Source organism: Streptomyces sp. NPDC107654 (assembly GCF_055639035.1).
Genome location: NZ_JBVKBI010000022.1, coordinates 54,000 through 71,670, shown reverse-complemented (window position 1 = coordinate 71,670; position 17,671 = coordinate 54,000). Strand labels below are relative to the sequence as shown.

General features: G+C 72.4%; 14 protein-coding genes. 4 read left to right on the top strand and 10 right to left on the bottom strand.

The window, feature by feature from the left end:
- Window positions 1-121 precede the first annotated feature (121 nt).
- Window positions 122-1,021, top strand: a complete 900-nt coding sequence (gene dapA, locus ACZ7N4_RS30390) for a 4-hydroxy-tetrahydrodipicolinate synthase (RefSeq protein WP_471364343.1) — start codon at window positions 122-124, stop codon at window positions 1,019-1,021.
- Window positions 1,022-1,029: 8 nt separating this feature from the next.
- Here dapA and ACZ7N4_RS30385 read toward each other — a convergent pair whose 3' ends face one another.
- From ACZ7N4_RS30385 to ACZ7N4_RS30345, 9 genes are all read right to left on the bottom strand, one after another.
- Window positions 1,030-2,502: an FAD-dependent monooxygenase gene (locus ACZ7N4_RS30385; RefSeq protein ID WP_471364340.1), complete on the bottom strand. Its 1,473-nt coding sequence runs from the start codon at window positions 2,500-2,502 to the stop codon at window positions 1,030-1,032.
- Window positions 2,499-3,527, bottom strand: a complete 1,029-nt coding sequence (locus tag ACZ7N4_RS30380) for a methyltransferase (RefSeq protein ID WP_471364338.1) — start codon at window positions 3,525-3,527, stop codon at window positions 2,499-2,501. The genes ACZ7N4_RS30385 and ACZ7N4_RS30380 overlap by 4 nt, the downstream gene beginning before the upstream one ends.
- Window positions 3,524-4,492: an NAD-dependent epimerase/dehydratase family protein gene (locus tag ACZ7N4_RS30375; protein ID WP_471364335.1), complete on the bottom strand. Its 969-nt coding sequence runs from the start codon at window positions 4,490-4,492 to the stop codon at window positions 3,524-3,526. The genes ACZ7N4_RS30380 and ACZ7N4_RS30375 overlap by 4 nt, the downstream gene beginning before the upstream one ends.
- Window positions 4,485-7,331, bottom strand: coding sequence for an alpha/beta fold hydrolase (locus ACZ7N4_RS30370; RefSeq protein WP_471364332.1), 2,847 nt, complete (start codon window positions 7,329-7,331; stop codon window positions 4,485-4,487). Before ACZ7N4_RS30370 ends, ACZ7N4_RS30375 begins: the two co-directional genes overlap by 8 nt.
- Window positions 7,328-8,629 carry an NAD(P)/FAD-dependent oxidoreductase gene (locus tag ACZ7N4_RS30365; protein WP_471364329.1) on the bottom strand — a complete coding sequence of 434 codons (1,302 nt, stop codon included), beginning with the start codon at window positions 8,627-8,629 and terminating at the stop codon, window positions 7,328-7,330. Before ACZ7N4_RS30365 ends, ACZ7N4_RS30370 begins: the two co-directional genes overlap by 4 nt.
- Window positions 8,626-8,817, bottom strand: coding sequence for a ferredoxin (locus ACZ7N4_RS30360; protein WP_471364327.1), 192 nt, complete (start codon window positions 8,815-8,817; stop codon window positions 8,626-8,628). Before ACZ7N4_RS30360 ends, ACZ7N4_RS30365 begins: the two co-directional genes overlap by 4 nt.
- A gap of 11 nt (window positions 8,818-8,828) precedes the next feature.
- On the bottom strand, window positions 8,829-9,650 hold the full coding sequence (locus tag ACZ7N4_RS30355; protein ID WP_471364324.1) for an AfsR/SARP family transcriptional regulator: 822 nt from the start codon (window positions 9,648-9,650) through the stop codon (window positions 8,829-8,831).
- 64 nt (window positions 9,651-9,714) lie between these two features.
- Window positions 9,715-11,313, bottom strand: coding sequence for an FAD-dependent monooxygenase (locus ACZ7N4_RS30350; RefSeq protein ID WP_471364321.1), 1,599 nt, complete (start codon window positions 11,311-11,313; stop codon window positions 9,715-9,717).
- Between the two features lie 80 nt (window positions 11,314-11,393).
- On the bottom strand, window positions 11,394-12,374 hold the full coding sequence (locus ACZ7N4_RS30345; RefSeq protein WP_471364318.1) for a quinone oxidoreductase family protein: 981 nt from the start codon (window positions 12,372-12,374) through the stop codon (window positions 11,394-11,396).
- A gap of 346 nt (window positions 12,375-12,720) precedes the next feature.
- Here ACZ7N4_RS30345 and ACZ7N4_RS30340 point away from each other — a divergent pair, with 346 nt between their 5' ends.
- Entirely contained in the window at window positions 12,721-13,338 is a 618-nt protein-coding gene (locus ACZ7N4_RS30340) for a DUF2306 domain-containing protein (RefSeq protein ID WP_471364316.1), read from the top strand.
- A gap of 371 nt (window positions 13,339-13,709) precedes the next feature.
- Here ACZ7N4_RS30340 and ACZ7N4_RS30335 read toward each other — a convergent pair whose 3' ends face one another.
- Window positions 13,710-15,005, bottom strand: a complete 1,296-nt coding sequence (locus ACZ7N4_RS30335) for a helix-turn-helix transcriptional regulator (RefSeq protein WP_471364312.1) — start codon at window positions 15,003-15,005, stop codon at window positions 13,710-13,712.
- Window positions 15,006-15,609: 604 nt separating this feature from the next.
- On the opposite strand from ACZ7N4_RS30335, the gene ACZ7N4_RS30330 reads away from it, so the two are divergent.
- Window positions 15,610-16,764, top strand: a complete 1,155-nt coding sequence (locus ACZ7N4_RS30330; protein WP_471364310.1) for an IS701 family transposase — start codon at window positions 15,610-15,612, stop codon at window positions 16,762-16,764.
- A 33-nt stretch (window positions 16,765-16,797) separates the two neighbouring features.
- Entirely contained in the window at window positions 16,798-17,583 is a 786-nt protein-coding gene (locus ACZ7N4_RS30325; RefSeq protein WP_471364307.1) for an oxidoreductase, read from the top strand.
- Window positions 17,584-17,671 lie beyond the last annotated feature (88 nt).

The window sequence follows — 17,671 nt, the reverse complement described above, 5'->3', positions numbered from 1 at the left end:
CTCCTCCCTGTACGACCCTCCGGGTACCCGGGCGCGAGCCCTAGATTGTTCAGCAATCTTTATCGATACCTCGTAGGAAAATTAAGTAGAGCTTCACCGACGGGCGGCCGAGACTACCTCCATGACGAGTCCACGCACTCCCTCGCCCTTCGGCCGCGTCCTCTGCGCCATGGTCACGCCGTTCACCGGGTCCGGCGCGCTCGACCTGGACGGCGCCCAGCGGCTGGCCGCGCACCTGGTCGCGCGGGGCTGTGACGGCCTGGTCCTCAGCGGCACCACGGGCGAGTCGCCCACCACCACCGGCGAGGAGAAGGCACGGCTGGTCGCGGCCGTACGGGAGGCGGTCGGCGACCGGGCCACGCTGGTCACGGGCGTGGGCACCGCCGACACCCGGCACACGGTGGAGCTGGCGCGCGCGGCCGGCAAGGCGGGCGCCGACGGGGTGCTGGTGGTGACGCCGTACTACAGCCGGCCCCCGCAGGAGGCCGTGGCCGCCCACTTCCGCCAGGTCGCCGACGCGAGCGAGGTGCCGGTGATGCTCTACGACATCCCGGGCCGTACCGGCACCCGCATCGAACCGGAGACGATGATCCGGCTGGCCGCGCATCCGCGGATCGTGGCCGTCAAGGACTGCTCCTACGACATCCTCGGCACCCTGAAGGTGCTGGCCGAGACGGATCTGGCGTACTACGCGGGCTGCGACGAGCACGTGCTGGCGCTGTACGCGGTCGGCGCGGCGGGCTGTGTGAGCACGGTCGCGAACGTCGCACCGGCCCACATCCACGCGATCCTGGCCGCCTTCGACGCCGGTGACACCGCCCGGGCCGCCGAACTCCAGCTGGCCGTCACGCCGTTGACCGAGGCGATGATGGACGCAGGCCTGCCCGGCACGGTCACCGCGAAGGCCCTGCTGACCCGCCTCGGCCTGCCCGCCGGCCCGGTCCGCGCACCGCTGCTGCCCGCCGGCCCGGAGACGGCCGACGGGCTGCTGGCGCGGTACGGGGCGCTGCCCGCGCTCTGAGCGGCGCGTCAGCGGGCCGGGTGCACCGGCCACCGTTCCAGTTCCGCGCGCAGGGCGTCGGGGTCCGGCTCGTCCGCGGCCCAGGCGATGTGACCGTCCGGACGGACCAGCAGGGTGGTGCGCAGCTTCCCCGCGGGGGCGGTGACGTCCAGCCACGAGGTCGCCGGCACCGGCCGCCCCCGGGTGACCAGGACGAAGCGTCCGTCCCGCAGCACCTCGTACAGGCGCCGTCCGCCGGCGAGCCGGAGGTCGGGCACCCGCCGCCCGGTGAGCCGGTGGCTGCCGCGCGGCGCCGGGTAGGCGATGCCGATGCCGGAGAGCCGGCTCTCTCCGACCGCCGTGAGCGCACTCAGCCGGGAGACCGCCGGCATGGCCAGGTCGCGCAGCCGGCGCACGCTGCCGCGGCTGCGCGGAGTGCTGAGCACGCCCCGGGTGATCGCACCGGAGATCCGCAGGGTCTGTCTGCCGACCGGGTACCGCTCCCGTTCGTAGGAGTCGAGCAGAGCCTCTCCGGCCCGGCCCCGCACCACCGCGGCCAGCTTCCAGCCCAGGTTGGCGGCGTCCTGCAGCCCGGTGTTCATACCCATGCCGCCGGCCGGGGAGTGTACGTGCGCGGCGTCGCCGGCCAGCAGGACCCGGCCCTCGCGGTAGCGCACCGCCTGCCGTTCGTCGGTGTGGAAGCGGGAGATCCAGCGCGGCTCGTGCATGCCGTGGTCCGAGCCGAGCACCCGGCGCAGCAGCCCGGCCAGTTCCTCCGGCTCAACCGGCGCGTCGTCGGGGCGGTCGTCCCCGGCGATCCATCCGATGGCCCGGTACCAGCCGTCGCCGAACGGCACCAGGGAGGCGAAGCCGTACCGGTTGGCGTGGGTGGTCACCGCCTCGGCGGGCAGTTCCTTGAGCCGGACGTCGGCCAGCATCACCGAGCGCAGCACCGACCGGCCGGGGAAGCCGATCCCGGTCAGCCGCCGGACGGCACTGCGCACTCCGTCGCACCCGACCAGGTACGCGGCGCGGAAGGTGCCCGCCCCGGCGGTGTCCGCCTCGACGGCGCCGGCCCGCTGACGCAACGCCACCACCTCGGCACCCCGCACGATGCGCACACCGGCGGCGAGCGCGCGCCGCTCCAGCAGTCGCTCGGTGTTGTACTGCGGGGTGATCAGCACGAACGGGTAGCGACTGCGCAACCGGTGCAGGTGCAGTTCGAGTCGGCCGAAGACGCCGACGACCGGGGCCGTCCGGCCGAGACCGACCAGTTCGTCGCCGAGGCCGCGGGCGTCCAGCGCCTCCAGGCTGCGGGCGTGCACGGCGAAGGCGCGGGTCAGGTTGGCGTCGGCGTGCGCGCGCCGCTCCATCAGGGTGACCCGCACCCCGGCGGCGGCGAGGTCCCCGGCCAGCAGCAGTCCGGTGGGACCCGCGCCCACGACCAGGACGTCCGCCTGTTCGGCGCGGTCCACGGTCCGGCCGGGGCCCGGGGCGCTCACGCGGGCACCACGGCGTCGACCAGGTGCTGGTAGGAGTCGACCGGCCGCACCTCCCGGACCGTGAGGCCCGACCGCTCCACGAGCCCGAGCAGTGACCGGCGGGTGTGCTTGCGCCCGCCGACGGTGAGCAGCATCCGCAGGTCCATCCCGGTGCTGAACCGCTGTCCCGGGCCGTCGTCCACGAGGTTCTCCACGACGAGCACCCGGGCGCCGGCGCCAGCCGTGCGCATCACCGTTCCCAGGACGAGGGCGGCGTCCTCGTCGTTCATCCCGAGGACGTTCTTGAACACGTACGCGTCGACGCCCTCCGGCACCTCCGCACGGCAGTCGCCGGCCAGGATCCGGGTGCGGCCGGCGAGCGTCCCGCCGTCGCGCAGCCGGGCGTCGGCGCCCTCTAGCACGTCCGGCCGGTCGAAGAGGATTCCGTTCAGAGCGGGGTGGTGTTCGAGCAGGGCGGCGAGCAGGAAGCCCTGTCCGCCGCCGATGTCCGCAACCGTTCGCGCGCCGTCCAGCGGCAGGGCCCGCGCCACGGCCCGGGCGGACTGCGTGCTCGCCTGGGTCATGGCGCGGCCGAAGACGGCCGCTGACTCGGGCCAGGCGGTGTGCACCTGCTCGAAGAACTCCTGGCCGTGCAGGTCGGTGAAGACGCCCCCGCCGGTGCGGACCGACTCGTCCAGCCGGCCCCACAGCTCCCAGGTCCAGGGTTCGGTCATCCAGAGCACGAGCTGGTCGAGGCTGTCCGGGGTGCCCGTGCGCAGCAGCCGCGAGACCTCGGTGTGGACGAACCGGCCCCCGGCATCCTCGGCGAAGACCTCGTGGCAGGTGAGCGAGCGCAGCAGGCGGCGCAGCGCGTCCGGGTCGGCGCCGACCGCCACGGCCAGCTCGCCGGCCGTAGCCGGGGTGTCGCCGAGGACGTCGGCGAGGCCCAGCCTCACGGCCGCACGCAGCGAGGCGGCGCAGCTGGTGCTGAGGGCGCGTTCCAGCAGGCCCAGCACGTACGGCTCGGTCGGTGTCTCGGTGGTCACGGTTGGACAGACCTCTCTTCGGGAGCGGCTCGCACGGCGCCGGGGAAGTGCGCGTCCAGCACCTGCCGGACCCCGTCGCGCCAGGACCACACGCAGTCGCCGGTGATGGCGTGGCGGCGGGTGGTGTCGGACGCGACGACGGCGCGGGTGACGTCGCTGGGGGTGAAGTCGACGGGGACCCCGGTGAGGCGGGAGACGTGGGACATCAGGTCCCGCACCCCGACCATCTCGTCCCCGCCCCAGTTCACGACGGTCGCGGGCGCCGCCGCCGCGGCCCACAGCCGGGGCACGTGCCGTGCGATGTCGTCGGTGTGGATCGGGGAGCAGTAGTGCTGGTGGGCGGGGGGAACGGCGATCGGTTGCCCGGCGAGCATTTGCCGGAAGTAGATGACCGGGAGCCCGCCGTGCCCGTGCGGCCCGTAGGCCACGTTGAGCCGGGCGATCGTGGTGGGCAGGCCCAGGGCCACGGCGAGCGCGCGTACGGCACCCTCGGTGGCCAGCTTGCCCACCGGGTAGGCCGGCAGCCACGCCGACGCGGTGCCCAGCGGGTCGGACTCGGTGTGCAGGTGATCGGGCGCCTGGGGAGCGTAGACCGCGCTGGTGGAGACGTACAGGAAGGCCTCGGCGGCGCGGCAGTGGGTCATGAGGCGGCCTGCGGCGACGGAGTTCACCGCCACCGCGTCCTCGAAGTCCCCGTCACCGCGCTCGACCGCCGCGTGCAGCACGTGGGTGAAGTCGCCGGGCAGGCCGTGGAGTTCCTCCCCGGCCATGTCCCAGCGCCAGGTCCGGATCCCCCGCTGCCGGAACCGGTGCTCCAGGGCGGGGTCCCGGAACCGGCCGAGGCACCACACCTCGTTGTCGGCGGCGAGCGTCTCGGCCACGGTACGGGCGACCAGGCCGGTCGCACCGGTGATGAGGATCTTCTTCCCGGCCGGTGTGGCGGTGTCGTGCGGGCGTTCAGTCATGTGCGCGGCCTTGTGTGCGGTCGTGCGCTCGGTCGGTGAGGGCCCGGTCGAGTTCCGTGCGCAGCAGGGACTGGAAGACGGCCACGTGCCGGGGGCCCATGAGGGTGTAGTGCTCGCCGGGAACGTCGATGTACCGGGGTTCCTCGCGGGTGAAGTCCGCCCAGCGGCTCAGCTCCCTGCCCAGCCAGTCCTGCTTGGTGCCGCGCAGGGGAACGGCGTAGAAGATGCTCATCCGGGCGACACTCCCGGTCGGCCGGTAGCTGCGGCCGAGGTCGGTGAGGCCGTCGGCGAGTTCCGCCCAGGCCGTGAACCGGGCCAGGTCCAGGTCGAGTTCGGCGAGCCGGTCCGGATCGGAGAGGTCGATCAGCCTGGCCAGCTGCTCCCGCCTGTCCAGCGGGCGGAGTTCGGCGGGCAGGGTCGCCGCCCGCTGCTCGGGGACCAGCTCCAGGAACATCGCCAGGTTGACCGCCGTCTCCACGAAGTCGAGTTCGTCCATGCGGTACTTGATGTGCGGGGGCAGGTTGAAGCTGCCCAGGAAGTCCACCCGCTCGCCGTCCGCCTCCAGCAGCTTGGCCACCTCGAAGGCGACGGCCGCGCCGAAGGAGTACCCGGCGAGGGCGTAGGGGCCGTGCGGCTGCCTGGCCCGGATGGCGTCCGCGTAGGTCCGCGCCATCTCCTCGAAAGTCCCGAAGGGCTCCTCCCCCGGGTTGAACCCGCGGGCCCGCAGCGCGTAGAAGGGCCGCTCGTGGGCGAAGTACTTGGCCAGGTTGACGAAGACGAGCACCTCGCCGACACCGGGGTGGACGCAGAACAGTGGGGTGCCCTCGCCGGTGGTCTGCAGCGGGACGACCGGGTCGTACGGCGCGGTCCCGCCGCCCTGGCCGGCGTCGATCCGCGCGGCCAGGGCACGGACGCTGGGTGAGGTGAGGATCGCGAGCACCGGAAGCTCCACGCCGGGGAAGCGTTCGGTGATCAGGCGTTTGAGGCGCAGGATGTCCAGGGAGGTGCCGCCGAGGTCGAAGAAACCGGCGGTGGCGCTGATGCCGACCGGGTCCTCCTCCACGAGGTCGCCGTACAGCTCGGTCAGCGTCCGCTCGGTCTCGCCCTCCGGGGCGGTGTACCCGCCCAGTTGCCGGGTGACCAGCTCCTGGACCGCCGCGAGGTGGCCGGCATAGTCACCCGACTCCAGCCGTCGTCGCATGAGCGAGCGCTGGATCTTGCCGAGACTCGTCTTCGGGAAGGCGTCCTCGGGCAGCGGGAGCAGCACCGCGGGGCGGAATCCCCAGTGCAGTACGGCGGTGTTCCGGGCGGCGATGAGCAGGCGGTGCAGTGCCGCCTCGTCGCCGGCGACGTCGGGGGTGACGGCGAAGGCGACCGCGAGGTGCTCGGTGTCGCTGCCCGGCGGGCGCGTCGGGAACGCGGCGACGTAGGACCTGGCGATGCCTTCGAGGCCGTCGAGGACCGATTCGAGGTCGTGGCTGTAGTAGTTGACGCCGTTGACGATGATGCTGTCCTTGCTGCGCCCGACCAGGGTCAGCCGGCCCCCGTCGAGCCGGCCGAGGTCGCCGGTGCGGAACCAGCCGTCCGCGGTGAACGCCGCCTGGGTCGCCTCCTTGTCGTTCCAGTACCCGTCGGTGATCATCGGGCCGGTGAGCTGGACCTCGCCGGTCTCTCCGTCGGCGAGCGGGGTGTCGTCGCCGGCGGTGACCCTGATCCGGAGCCCGTCGACGGGCCGTCCGACCGCCGCGAACTCGCTTCCCCGGTCGGCGCCCGGGAACTCCCGGTTGTAGATGCTGCCGGCGCAGGTCTCGGTCATGCCGAAGGCGGGCCACAGTGCCCCGCGGCGCAGTCCGCGGGGGGCCAGTCGGTCGAGGAACGCCAACCCGGTGGCCACCGGGTTGGCTTCCCCGCCGGAGACGATGTGGCGCAGGCAGGACAGGTCAAGGGCCGACGGGGAGGGCTGCCGGTCGAGCGCCTTGTTGATCAGGCCGAGCAGGAAGTTCGGGGTGAACGTCATGGTCACCCGGTGGGCGTCGATCAGCCGGAGGAAGCGCACTGGGTCGGCCAGGACCCCCTCCGGCGGCGCCTGCACCTGCACGGCCCCGACCGACAACGGCAGCAGATGGGCCTCCAGCAGCGCGGCGACGTGGTCGTACGAGATCCAGTTGAGCGTCACGTCGGCTGCGGTGAGCTGCTGCGTCCGGGCCTTGGCGGCCATGGAGGCGAGCAGGTTACGGTGGGTGAGCCGGACCGCCTTGGCGGCGCCGGTTGAGCCGGAGGTGAGGACCAGCAGCGCGACGTCGTCGGGATCGCCGGCGGTGGGCGGGGCTGCGGGGGCGTCCGGGACCACGGCCGCGGCCAGTTCCTCGACCGTGGTGACCGCGGGCCCCTCGACGACGGGGAACTCCTCGCGGGTGCGCCGGTCGGTGAGGACGAGCGGTCCGCCGAGCAGGGTGTCGACGTGGCTCAGCTGGGCGGCCCAGCGCTGCGGGTCGTTCCGCAGCGGCACCAGCGGGCACACGGTGATCCCTCCGAGCAGGCAGGCCCACAGGGCAGGGACGAACTCCTCGGGCCGCTCCAGCAGCAGCGCCACGACACGGCCCGGGCGGACGCCGTGGGCCCGCAGGGCACCCAGCAGGCGGAGCGATTGAGCGAGCAGTTCTGGATAGGTCTGCAGGGTGTGCTCGGAAGGGTGCTCCGCCGTGCAGTAGCGCAGCCCGTGCTCCGGGAAGTCCGCCGCGGCCCTCACCAGCAGGGTTCCGAGGCCGGCGTACCGTTCGCCGCTGTCGGCCCCGGCCGCGGCGGTGCGGGCGGCGGGTGTCTTCGGGCTCGTCGTCATCGTGCCTTTCCTCGGTCGGCGTCTCGGGTCACGGCGGGGCGGCGGGGGCGGCTCAGGGTGGCGAGCAGTTCGGCAGCCCGGCCGCGGATGTCCTCCCATGGCTTCGGGAGCGTGACGAGTCCGCGCAGCTCGCGCAGGACCCGGGGCGGGATCCCTGTCCCGAGCACCCCCCTGACCAGGCCCTGGCGCGCGTAGAACGCGACGAGCCGGGGGAGGTCGGGGTCGTCCAGGTCCGCGTACGGCACCTCGACGCGGTCGGCGCCGTGCAGCAGGCCGTACGCCTGGAGCCGCAGCGCGTACTGGTCGGACCAGAAGTAGGGGACCGGGGTGTAGGCGGTGCGCGGCTCCGGTACGGCGCCCAGTTCGGACAGCAGGTTGTGCGCGGCCACGGCGCCCTGCTCGGTGGCGTTGATGCGGTGCTCGGTGCGTACGGGCTCGCCGTGGACGTGGTGGTGCCAGTGGGCGACATCCCCGGCGGCGTACACGAGGGGGGCCGCCGCACTGTACGCGTCGCAGTGGACGCCGCGGTCGACGGTGAGCCCGCTTCCGGCCAGCCACTCGGTGTTCGGAGTGGATCCGATGGCCAGCACCACGGTGTCCGCCGGGACCGTCGTCCCGTCCGCGAGACGGACGCCCGACACCCTTCCCCGGGTGCCCGCCAGCCCGGTCACCGTCTGTCCGGTGTGCAGCTTCACCCCTCTGCCGCGGTGGATCCGGCCGAGCATCTCGCCGACGACGGGGCCGACCAGCCGCTCCATCGGGACCGACTCGTCGGTGATGACGGTCACCTCATGGGCGTCGCGTGCCGCGAGGGAGGAGGCCACCTCCATTCCGAGCGGCCCGGAGCCGACGACGGCCACCGTGCCGCCGGCCCACAGGCTGGCCCGCAGGGCGGCCAGGTCGTCCAGTGTGCGGAGCGTGTGCACGCCCGAGAGCGCCTCCGCGCCGGCAAAGGTGCGGGCGCGGACGCCGGTCGCGATGACCAGGCCGTCGAACGGGACGTGTTCACCGTCGTCGAGGATGACCCGCCGGCTGCCGAGATCGAGTCCTCGGGCGCGGATCCCGAGACGCAGGTCGAGTGCGCTCCGGTCGAGCGCCGCGGCATCGCGCATGGCGGTCCGCTGCTCGTCCCACTCGCCGGTCAGGAGCTGCTTGGACAGCGGGGGACGCTCGTACGGCGGATGCGTCTCGTCACCGATGACGACGAGACGCCCGTCGTAACCCTTTCTGCGCAGCGTCTCCGCCGCGGAGATGCCGGCGGCACAGGCGCCGGCCACCACGATGGTCCCACGGCTCACTGCAGCGCCCTGAGGGCCGAACCGGGGCAGGCCGTGACGGCCTGGAGCACCGCGTCGTTCAGATGGGCCGGGGGTTCTGCGTCCAGGACCAGCACGATGCCGTCGTCGTCCTGGTCGAAGACATCGGGGGCGAGGACCGCGCACTGCCCCGCGGCACAGCACTTGTCGTAGTCCGCAACAACCTTCATCAATGCCACCTTCATGCAGGGGTCGGGAACGCTTTGGTCATGAGGGATCCGGAGCGGGGAACGGTCCCCGTCGCGGGGTCGAGAATCATCTGCCGCATCTCCTGCAGGAACGGAGCGGGTTCGAGGCCCAGCTCCGTGTCCAGCGCATGGCGGATCTGCCGGTACGCGCGCAGCGCCTCGTTGCGCAGGCCGCTGTGGTGGAGGCATTCGATCAGGCAGCCGTAGAGCCACTCGTTGAGCGGTTCCGCGGCCACCAGCCGGCGCAGTTCGCCGATGATCCGACGGTGGTCGCCGAGGTGCAGGTCGGTGATGATCCGCTGGTACAGCGTGTCCTGCCGCTGGCCCTCCAGATGGGCGACCTCCTGTTCCAGCACCCGGCCGTGGGACACGTCACCGAGCGCCGGACCGCGCCACCGGGAGAGCGCGTTGCGCAGTTCGCGGGCCGCCGCCGCGTGGTCCCCCGCTCTGAGCAGGTCGGCGCCGCGCCGGGCGGAGGAGCGGAAGCACCGCACGTCGGTGTCGTCGTCCCCGAGGTCCAGCACGTATCCGGAGCTGGTGGTGTGGATCATCGCGCCCCGAGCGCCGCCCACTCCGCGCTGGGCGAGCACGCGGCGCAGGTGGTACACGTGCGTCCGCACCGTGGGGACGGCGCTGTCGACCGCCGCCTCCCCCCAGAGTTCGTCCATGATCTGGTTCAGCGTCACGATCGTGCCGGGGTGCAGGAGGAAGAGGCAGAGCAGCTTCCGCACTTTCGGACCCCGCGGCACGGTGAGCCGGTCACCGGGCACCCGGGGTTCCACCCCGAGCGGACCGAGCATTCCGAACACAGCCACCCCGCTCCCCTCCTCCTTGCTCGTCCTACGGCCCGACCCACCCTGCTCGCCGCCCCGGCCTCGGTCAGAAACGGACGCGGCGCCGAGCGGGGCGCACCAGCGACGAGCCTTCCTTCAGCTCGAAGACGCCGCCGATCGTGGCGTCGGGCCGGACCTCGACGGCGCACGGCCCGCCGATGCCGAAGCGCCGGTGGATGTCTGCTCCCGGATCGTTGATCTCCTCCAGCCCCGAGTCGTGGGCCGAGGACTCGGGGATGCGGGCGCTGAGGAGCACCGCCGTGCGGTACCCGGGGCCTCCGGCCCGCTCCGACAGCAGCCGGCGTGCGGCCTGCCGGGTGCTCTCCAGCCGCTCCGGATTCCGGTTGTCGGCCGCGAACAGCAGGAGCACCGGCGCTTCCCGGGCCACCTTGTCGTGCAGCCAGGACTGATCGGCCCGCCCCTCCAGCGGAACGTCGGGCAGGCGCATGCCGCTGCGGAGCCTGCCGGTCCCGGTGCCGTCGCCGGGGTGGGACAGGGTGAGCTGTGCCTGGCGCGGCGCGACGAAACGGTCGAGGACGCCAGCGCGGGCGGCGCCTTCCAGAGCGACGTCCCGCACGGACCGCCGCCAGCCGCTCAGGGTCCACATCCGGGTCTGCCGGTCGCTGTCGGCGACCACGGAGGCGGCCGTGTGCCGCCGCTCCCGGTCCCACTCCTCCAGGGAGTCCGGGGTGAGTCCGTACCGCTCGATCCCCGCGAGGCGCCAGGCCAGTGATGCCGCGTCCTCGAGCCCGGTGTTGAGCCCCTGGGCCCCGGCGGGGCTGTGGATGTGGGCCGCGTCCCCGGCGAGGAGAACGCGTCCCACCCGGAAGCGGTCCGCCATGCGGCGGTGGATGCGGAAGATACCGGTCTGCAGCTCGCCGACCGCCCGGATCGGTACCGTGCACCGGGCCTCGGCCAGCCGCTGCGCGGTCTCGGCCAGCCGGTCCTCGGGCACCTCCTCGCGCAGGCCGAGGAAGACCCGGGCCCTGCCCTCGGGGAGGCTGGTGACGACCAGGATCCCGGAGGGGTCCATGAAGTAGTGCGTCTCGTTCTGCGGCAGGTCGGCCTCCCACACCCCGTCCGCTATCAGGAACTGCTGCGGGTAGGTGGCCCCTTCGAAGGCCACGCCGAGGCGCTGCCGGACCGTGCTGTGGGCTCCGTCGCAGCCGACCAGGTACCGCGCCCTCGCCTCGACCTCCTGGCCGCCGGAGAGCAGCGTGGCACGTACTCCGCGGGTGTCCTGGGTGAAGCCGACGAACTCGGTGCCGTACTCGACCTTGCCGCCCGCGTCCGCGAAGCCTTGGCGCAGGACCTCCTCGGTGGCGCTCTGCGGGAGCGTGACCGGATAGCGGTACCGGCTGCCGTCCAGGCTGCCGAAACCAACCCGGATGACCCTCTCGCCCAGGTAGTACTTGAGTGCGCCAACCGTCAGCGACCGGTCGAGCAGGGGCTCGATGAGGCCCATGCGGTGGAAGCCCTCCAGCGCACGCGGCCACAGCGCCAGGGACTTGGAGTGAGGGTGGTGGCCGGGGTCGCGGTCGACGACGCGCACGGAGACCCCGCGGCGCAGCAGATCGACGCCCAGGGCAAGGCCCACCGGTCCCGCTCCGACGATGAGCACCTCGGGGTCGGACTGCTCGGGCATGCTGCCCCCTTCTTCTCGTTCTTCTCGCTCTTCCCGGTCAGAGAAACGCGTTCCTGGTGGGGTCACGTCGGGTGTTCTCCTCACGGCACGAGTACGACGCGACCGCGGCTGGCGCGCGACTCCACCAGGTCGTGTGCACGGGCGACTTCGGCCAGCGGGACGCGGGCCGCGACCACGGGGCGTACGGCCCCGCCGGCGACGGCTTCGAAGAGCTGGCGCGTCCCGGACTCGGCGAGATCGGGACGGTGTCGCAGCAGCGCGGCCATGCTGAATCCGGTCACGTACTTCATGCCGAGGACGTCGAGGAAGGACAGGACGGGGCGTGCCGTCGGGCTGCCCGAGGCGCCGTAGAAGACGAGCCGGCCGTACGGGGCCAGCAGCTCCACATCGTCGTGGAGCAGTTCGCCGCCGATGCCGTTGAAGATCACATCCACGCCTCGCCCGTCCACGGCCTTGCGCACCTGCTCCGACCAGTCGGACCGGCCGTAGTCGACGGTGACGTCCGCCCCCAGGGAGCGGGCGAAGTCCAGCTTCTCCGGGGAACTCGCGGTCGCGATCACGGGGCCTGCGCCCCGGGCCTTGGCCATCTGCAGCGCCATGTGCCCCACGGCGCCGGCCGCCCCGTGCACCAGCACGCTCTCCCCGGCGCGCAGCTGCCCCGAGTTGACCACCTGCACGGCGACGCGCCCGGTGGACCCCATGACCGTGGCCTCCGCCGGGTCCAGGCCGTCCGGTACGGGCGTGATCCGGTCCAGCGGGGCGATCACGTGGTCCGCGTAGGCGTTCTGCGCCTTCCACACCACCACGCGCGCGCCGAGGTGCCCGGCGGGCACGTCGGCGCCGGCCTGCTCGACCACGCCGACGACATCCGCGGCGGGACAGGCCGGCAGCACCGGGGCGGACACGGGATGCTCGCCGCGCCGCCGCTGCACATCGGCCTGGTCGACGCCGATCGCCTCCACCCGTATCAGTACGTCCCCGGGCCCGGGACGCGGCGTCTCCGCCTCCTCGACTCGCAGAACACTCGACGGCCCGAATGCGTGGTAGCGAACGATGCGCATGCGCCAGCGGTCCCCTTAGGCAGATGTATGCAGAAAGTTTCAGCGAATCCATCGGGCAGGATGTGAATTCGGAGAAAAACGCTACCCAGCGCCACCCGGGTCCGGAATTCAACAAAAGAAGCACGGAATTCCGGGCCCGCAGGGAGGCCGTACCACCAAAGAGGCACACAGGGTGCCCCCTAGGTGGGCAGAGCACGCTCGGGCGCCTCTTCCTTTCCTAACATGCCAGGGATCCCTCAGGTTAGCGGCGAAGAAAGGGGATGCTGTGGACGGTGTCCGGGAAGTTTCCGTGACGGCGGAGCACCCGCTCGAAACGGCTCAGGTCCCAAAGCCCAGTCGGCGGGAAATGACCTGGGTGGCGTGCCTCGCGGTCTACTGCGTGGGGTTCGCCGCGTTCGGCATCTCCCGCTATCTCACACTCGACCCGTCGACCAGTCGGCTGGGGATACGGACCGATCTCCCTTGGCACTACCCGCTGTTCGTCGTCCACATCTACACCGCGGTGGTGGCGATCGTCCTCGCCTGGGTGCAGGTCTGGCCCTGGTACCGGGCGCGCCGTCCGCGCACCCACCGCATCCTGGGACGCGTGTACTTCTTCGCCGGGGTCTTCCCTTCCGCGGCCCTGGCGATCCCCGATTCGCTGCTGACGACCAGCGGGCCCGACGTGGCCGTCGCCCTGCTGTTCATGGACGCGTGCTGGATCGTCACCGGTGTCTCGGGTTACCTGACCGGCCGCCGACGCAAGTACGGCGAGCACCGCAAGTGGATGCTGCGGAACGTCGCGATGACCACCTCCACGGTCACACTGCGCCCGCTCAACGCCCTCTTCGTGGCCTTCGGCCTGAACTACGAACAGGCCTACGCGACCGCCACCTGGACCGCGGTCATCGCGCACCTGCTGTTCGTCGAGTGGTATCTGCTGCGGCCGAAGCGGAAGCGGCGCCCGGTTCCGAACCCCCGCTGAACCACCCGGCCCCGCCGGCCTTCCCGTCGGCGGCGCGGCGTCCGGGGGTACCCCACCCCACCGGGAGGGCTACGCGCCGCCGTCCCGGCGGGTCCGTGGACAACGGCGTTGACGAGGAACCGTCTCGCGGCCGTACACCTGGGCCGGACACCGCCGGCGTCGACGACCGAGCAGCGCAGCGGTGCCGTCGCGATCGGCTGGACGGTCGCCGCCGGGGCGCCGCCGCGCCATGGCAGGGCGAAGGCCACGCCGGTCGACTGTCCGGAGGGCCGACACCTCCGGGTGGTGCCCTACGACGTACGGGTGCTCCCGCAGGTGTGGGCGTGCCGTGCCCGCGTGGCCGGGCGGTCACGCGGACACGGCCGGGAGCCTCAGGACCGCAACCGGGGCTGCGCCGTTATCAGGGGCCCCACCTTGTTCACCGCGTCGATGCGCGAGGTCGCGTCCAGTTTCCGGAAGATGTTCCTCATGTGCCGTTTGACGGTGCCCTCCGTGATGGACAGGTGACGTCCGACCTGACGGTTGCTCATCGCCTTGGCCACACACCGGAGGACCTCCAGTTCACGCGTGGTCAAGTCAACGCGTCCGGCCCGGGAGTCGGTGACGTCGACGACACCCACCCCGGAGGGCACGGAGAGGCCCAGGCCGTCTGCGCGCACCGGGCGGGCGGCGGAGGCGCGCGCGTGCCGCACGGTCACCAGCTCCTCGTGCTCCACCGGCGGCTCGGTGCCGGATAGGGGCGGGCGCGCGGCGAGGGGTTCGCTCTCGGCTGCCTGCTGCGTCCTCGCCTCGTGGATCAGCGCCTGCCGCATGGACCACGGCACGGACTCGGCCACCACCCTGCGCAACAGCGCGTAGGGGAAAACGAGTTTGCCCTCGCTGTCCATCAGCAGCCCGGCCTCGAGCGCCTCGTCCAGCAACGGCATGAGTGTGGCCGTGGAGTGGCCGAGGAAGGCCGCGAGGGAGGACAGCTGGGCGGGGCGCAGCGCGGTGTTCAGCACGGCGGCGACACGGAGCATGTGCCGGCTGCCCTCCGACAGGGACGACAGACAGCCCCGGACGACGATTCGGATCCGCTCCGGCAGTGCCGGCGACCGCAGCCAGGCGACCCCGTCGAGGACCTCGATCCCGCCCTCCTCCGCCAGACCGCCTACCAGCTCGGTCACCAGCAGCGGATTGCCGCCTGCCGACTCCACGAGGCAGGCCAGCTCGGGAGAGGGACGCGCCGCGGCGAGTTCGGCGCACAGCAGCAGCGCGTCCCGTCTCGACAGCTCACCCAACTGTGTCCTGGCGACGTGGACATGGCCGCCCCGGGTGACCCGGCGCAGGCAGTCGCTCACCCGTCCGGGACGCACGGCGAAGGCCAGCAGGCACCCTCGCCCGGTCATGCGCGCGAAGGCGTCGCAGAGGGCGGTGACCACCGCCGGACCGGCGTCCTCGACGTCGTCCACGACGACCAGCTTCGGTGTTGCGGGGGAAGATCGGGGTGATTCCGGCAGTACTGCGGATACGGAGAGGTGCGCGGGGAACTCGACGGTGAAGCCACGGCCGCGGGCTAGCCGCGCCAGCTCCGAGAGCATGGTCGTCTTTCCGACGCCCGCCCGGCCCTCGATCACCAGGAGACTGTTGGTGCCTCCCACTGCCACCGAGTCGAGCACAGACGCCATCGACTGTCGATCGGTTTCCCTGCCGAACATCCGAATCCCCCGTTCCATAACTTCCACCGGACCAACCTCCGTCCTTGTCGTTTCTTCCGGCTTTCCGGCTGCCCGTGATGAGGGGTGACCGGTGCCGGGGCACGCGGAACCGCTCCCGTCACGCGCGTGCGTCGTGGTTGCGATGGTGTACAGGCCGGCCTGCGCTCAGCTCGCCGGCGCGGCGCGGCGGTACCCGGGGCACAAGGCCGTCGGCCTCGCCGGCGCCCTCGCGGGACCGAGGCCCGGCCGACGATCCTTGAGACGGCCCCCACGTGAACGCTGAGGTCCGCTTTCCCCCTCGCCGCCTTAGAACAGACGTTCCTCCCAGTCGCTGCGTATGCTTGCCGCGCGAAGATGTATGGGGCAAGTGTTCGCTGGCATTTGGTCAACTCGCCGCTGCGGTACCGACCTTGCGCACCCGACACCGAGCCCCTCCACCAGGCGGAACCATGGCCGGACCAGCGGCGGAGTGACCTCGGCCTCACTCGCAACCGCAAAAGAAAAAATATTGCTATGTTTATTGGCAGCCGCCAGCGCCGTCGGCCGACTGGTACAGGTTCCGAGGGGGTCAGCCATGAGCACACAAGCCGCCGCCGTCCTCGCCGCCCCGCCCCGACCGGGGCGTTCGGGCCATCCCGACCTCCCCGCCTACGGCGAGCGGGTCTTCGGTCAACTCCCCCGCAGCGACCAGCGCCGGTGGGCCGCCGTCTACCTGCGCGGCCTACTGGCCACACCGGGACGCAAGTCGGGACGCCGCATGGCCCGGGTCTTGGGCCTGCCCTCCGCCGCCTCCCAGTCCTTGCAGCAGTTCATCAGCTCGAGCCCCTGGGACTGGGAGGGTCCCCGCAGGGAGCTCTCCCGCATCGCCGCCGACGTCATGCCGAACGCCGTCTGGACGACGGGAGCGGTGCTGCTACGCAGGGGCGGCACCCAGTCCGTGGGCCTGCACCAGCGACTGGTGCCCGAGATCGGCCGGCACATCAACTGCCAGGTGGGAATAGGTCTCTTCCTCACGGACGGTCTGAGAAGCGTCCCGGTGCACTGGCAGCTCGTGCTCAACGACATCTGGTGCGATGATCCGGAGCGGCGCCGGCGCGCCAGGATCCCGCACGACGTGACCCCGCGTCCCGCATGGGCGCTCACCCTGGACATGCTCGCCCGGTCCGCAGCGGACCGGGTGGCCGTCGCCGCACCGCTCGTCCACAGCCTCGACCACGGTCGCGACCCCACCCGCCTGGCCGCTCAACTCCAGGCGAGTGAACGGGATTTCGTGATCGAGGTGCCGGCGCACCAGCCGTTCACCGCGGTCGTACCGGGGAGGGACGCGTCCGACCCGGCGACGATGCGGACGACCACCGCGGCCGGCTTGCTGGAGGGCCACGACCACACAGCGCCGTCCCTGCGCGGCGAGGGTGTCCGCCTGGGCTCGGCGACCGTGCGTTTCCACTGCCCGCGGGCCGCCTCGCCGGCGGCCCGGCGGACGCTGCGGCTGGTGACGGAGATACCCGCCGCCCGGCGGCAGCCGTCGCGGTTCTGGGTGACCTCCCTGCGCGAGGCGGCACCCCAGGCCGTCCACGCGCTCGCGCTCCGCTCGGAGCTGACCGCCCGGACCGTGCAGCGCCTGCAGAACGACCTGGGGCTGCTGGACTTCGAAGGCCGCTCCTACCCCGGCTGGCACCATCACATGACGCTGGCCTCCGCCGCCTACCTGTACCGCTGCCTTGGCTGAAGAGCACGGCACCGGCATCGAGAACGGAGCAAGATGCAGCTCGACCTCGCCTCCAAGAGGGCCGTCGTCACCGGGGCCAGCCGGGGCATCGGGTTGGCGACCGTCCGGATGCTCGTCGGCGAGGGCGTCCGGGTCGTGGGCGCCGCCCGCACGATCACGTCGGAATTCGCGGAGACCGGGGCCGTCACCGTCTCCGCCGACCTCAGCACTGCCGAGGGCGTCACCACGCTTGTCGACCGCGCCCTGGCGGAGCTGGGCGGTATCGACCTGCTGGTGAACAACGTCGGAGCCGGGGACGCCCTGCGCCCGGCCGGTTTCCTCGACACGGACGACACCGAGTGGCAACGCGCCCTCGACATCAACCTGCTCAGTGCGGTCCGCGCCACCCGGGCCGCACTGCCCAGCCTGATCGAGAACCGCGGCGCGATCGTCAACATCGGATCCATCGCGTCCCGGCTGCCCGCCGCCAGTCCCGTGGCCTACAGCGCCGCCAAAGCCGCGCTCACCGCCCTGGGCAAGGCCCTGGCCGAGGAGTTCGGCCCGCAGGGCGTGCGCGTCAACACCGTGTCCCCCGGCGTCGCCCGCACCTCCGTGTGGGAGTCCCCGGAGGGCTTCGGCGGCAGAGTGGCCGCCGAAGCCGGCACAGAACTCGGCGAGTACCTCCGGCAGATGCCGAAGGACCTCGACATCACCACGGGCCGCCTCCTGGAAGCCGAGGAGGTCGCCACCCTGGTCACCTTCCTCCTCTCCGACACCGCTGCCGGCAACATCACCGGCGCCGACTACGTCATCGACGGGGGCACGATGAAGAGCGCGTGACCTCGGGCCGGCCGCTGGATCGCGGCGCGTGGGAGGCGGAACGCCTGGCAGGCCGACCGAGGTCGGTCCACCGGGTCACCGTGCGGCG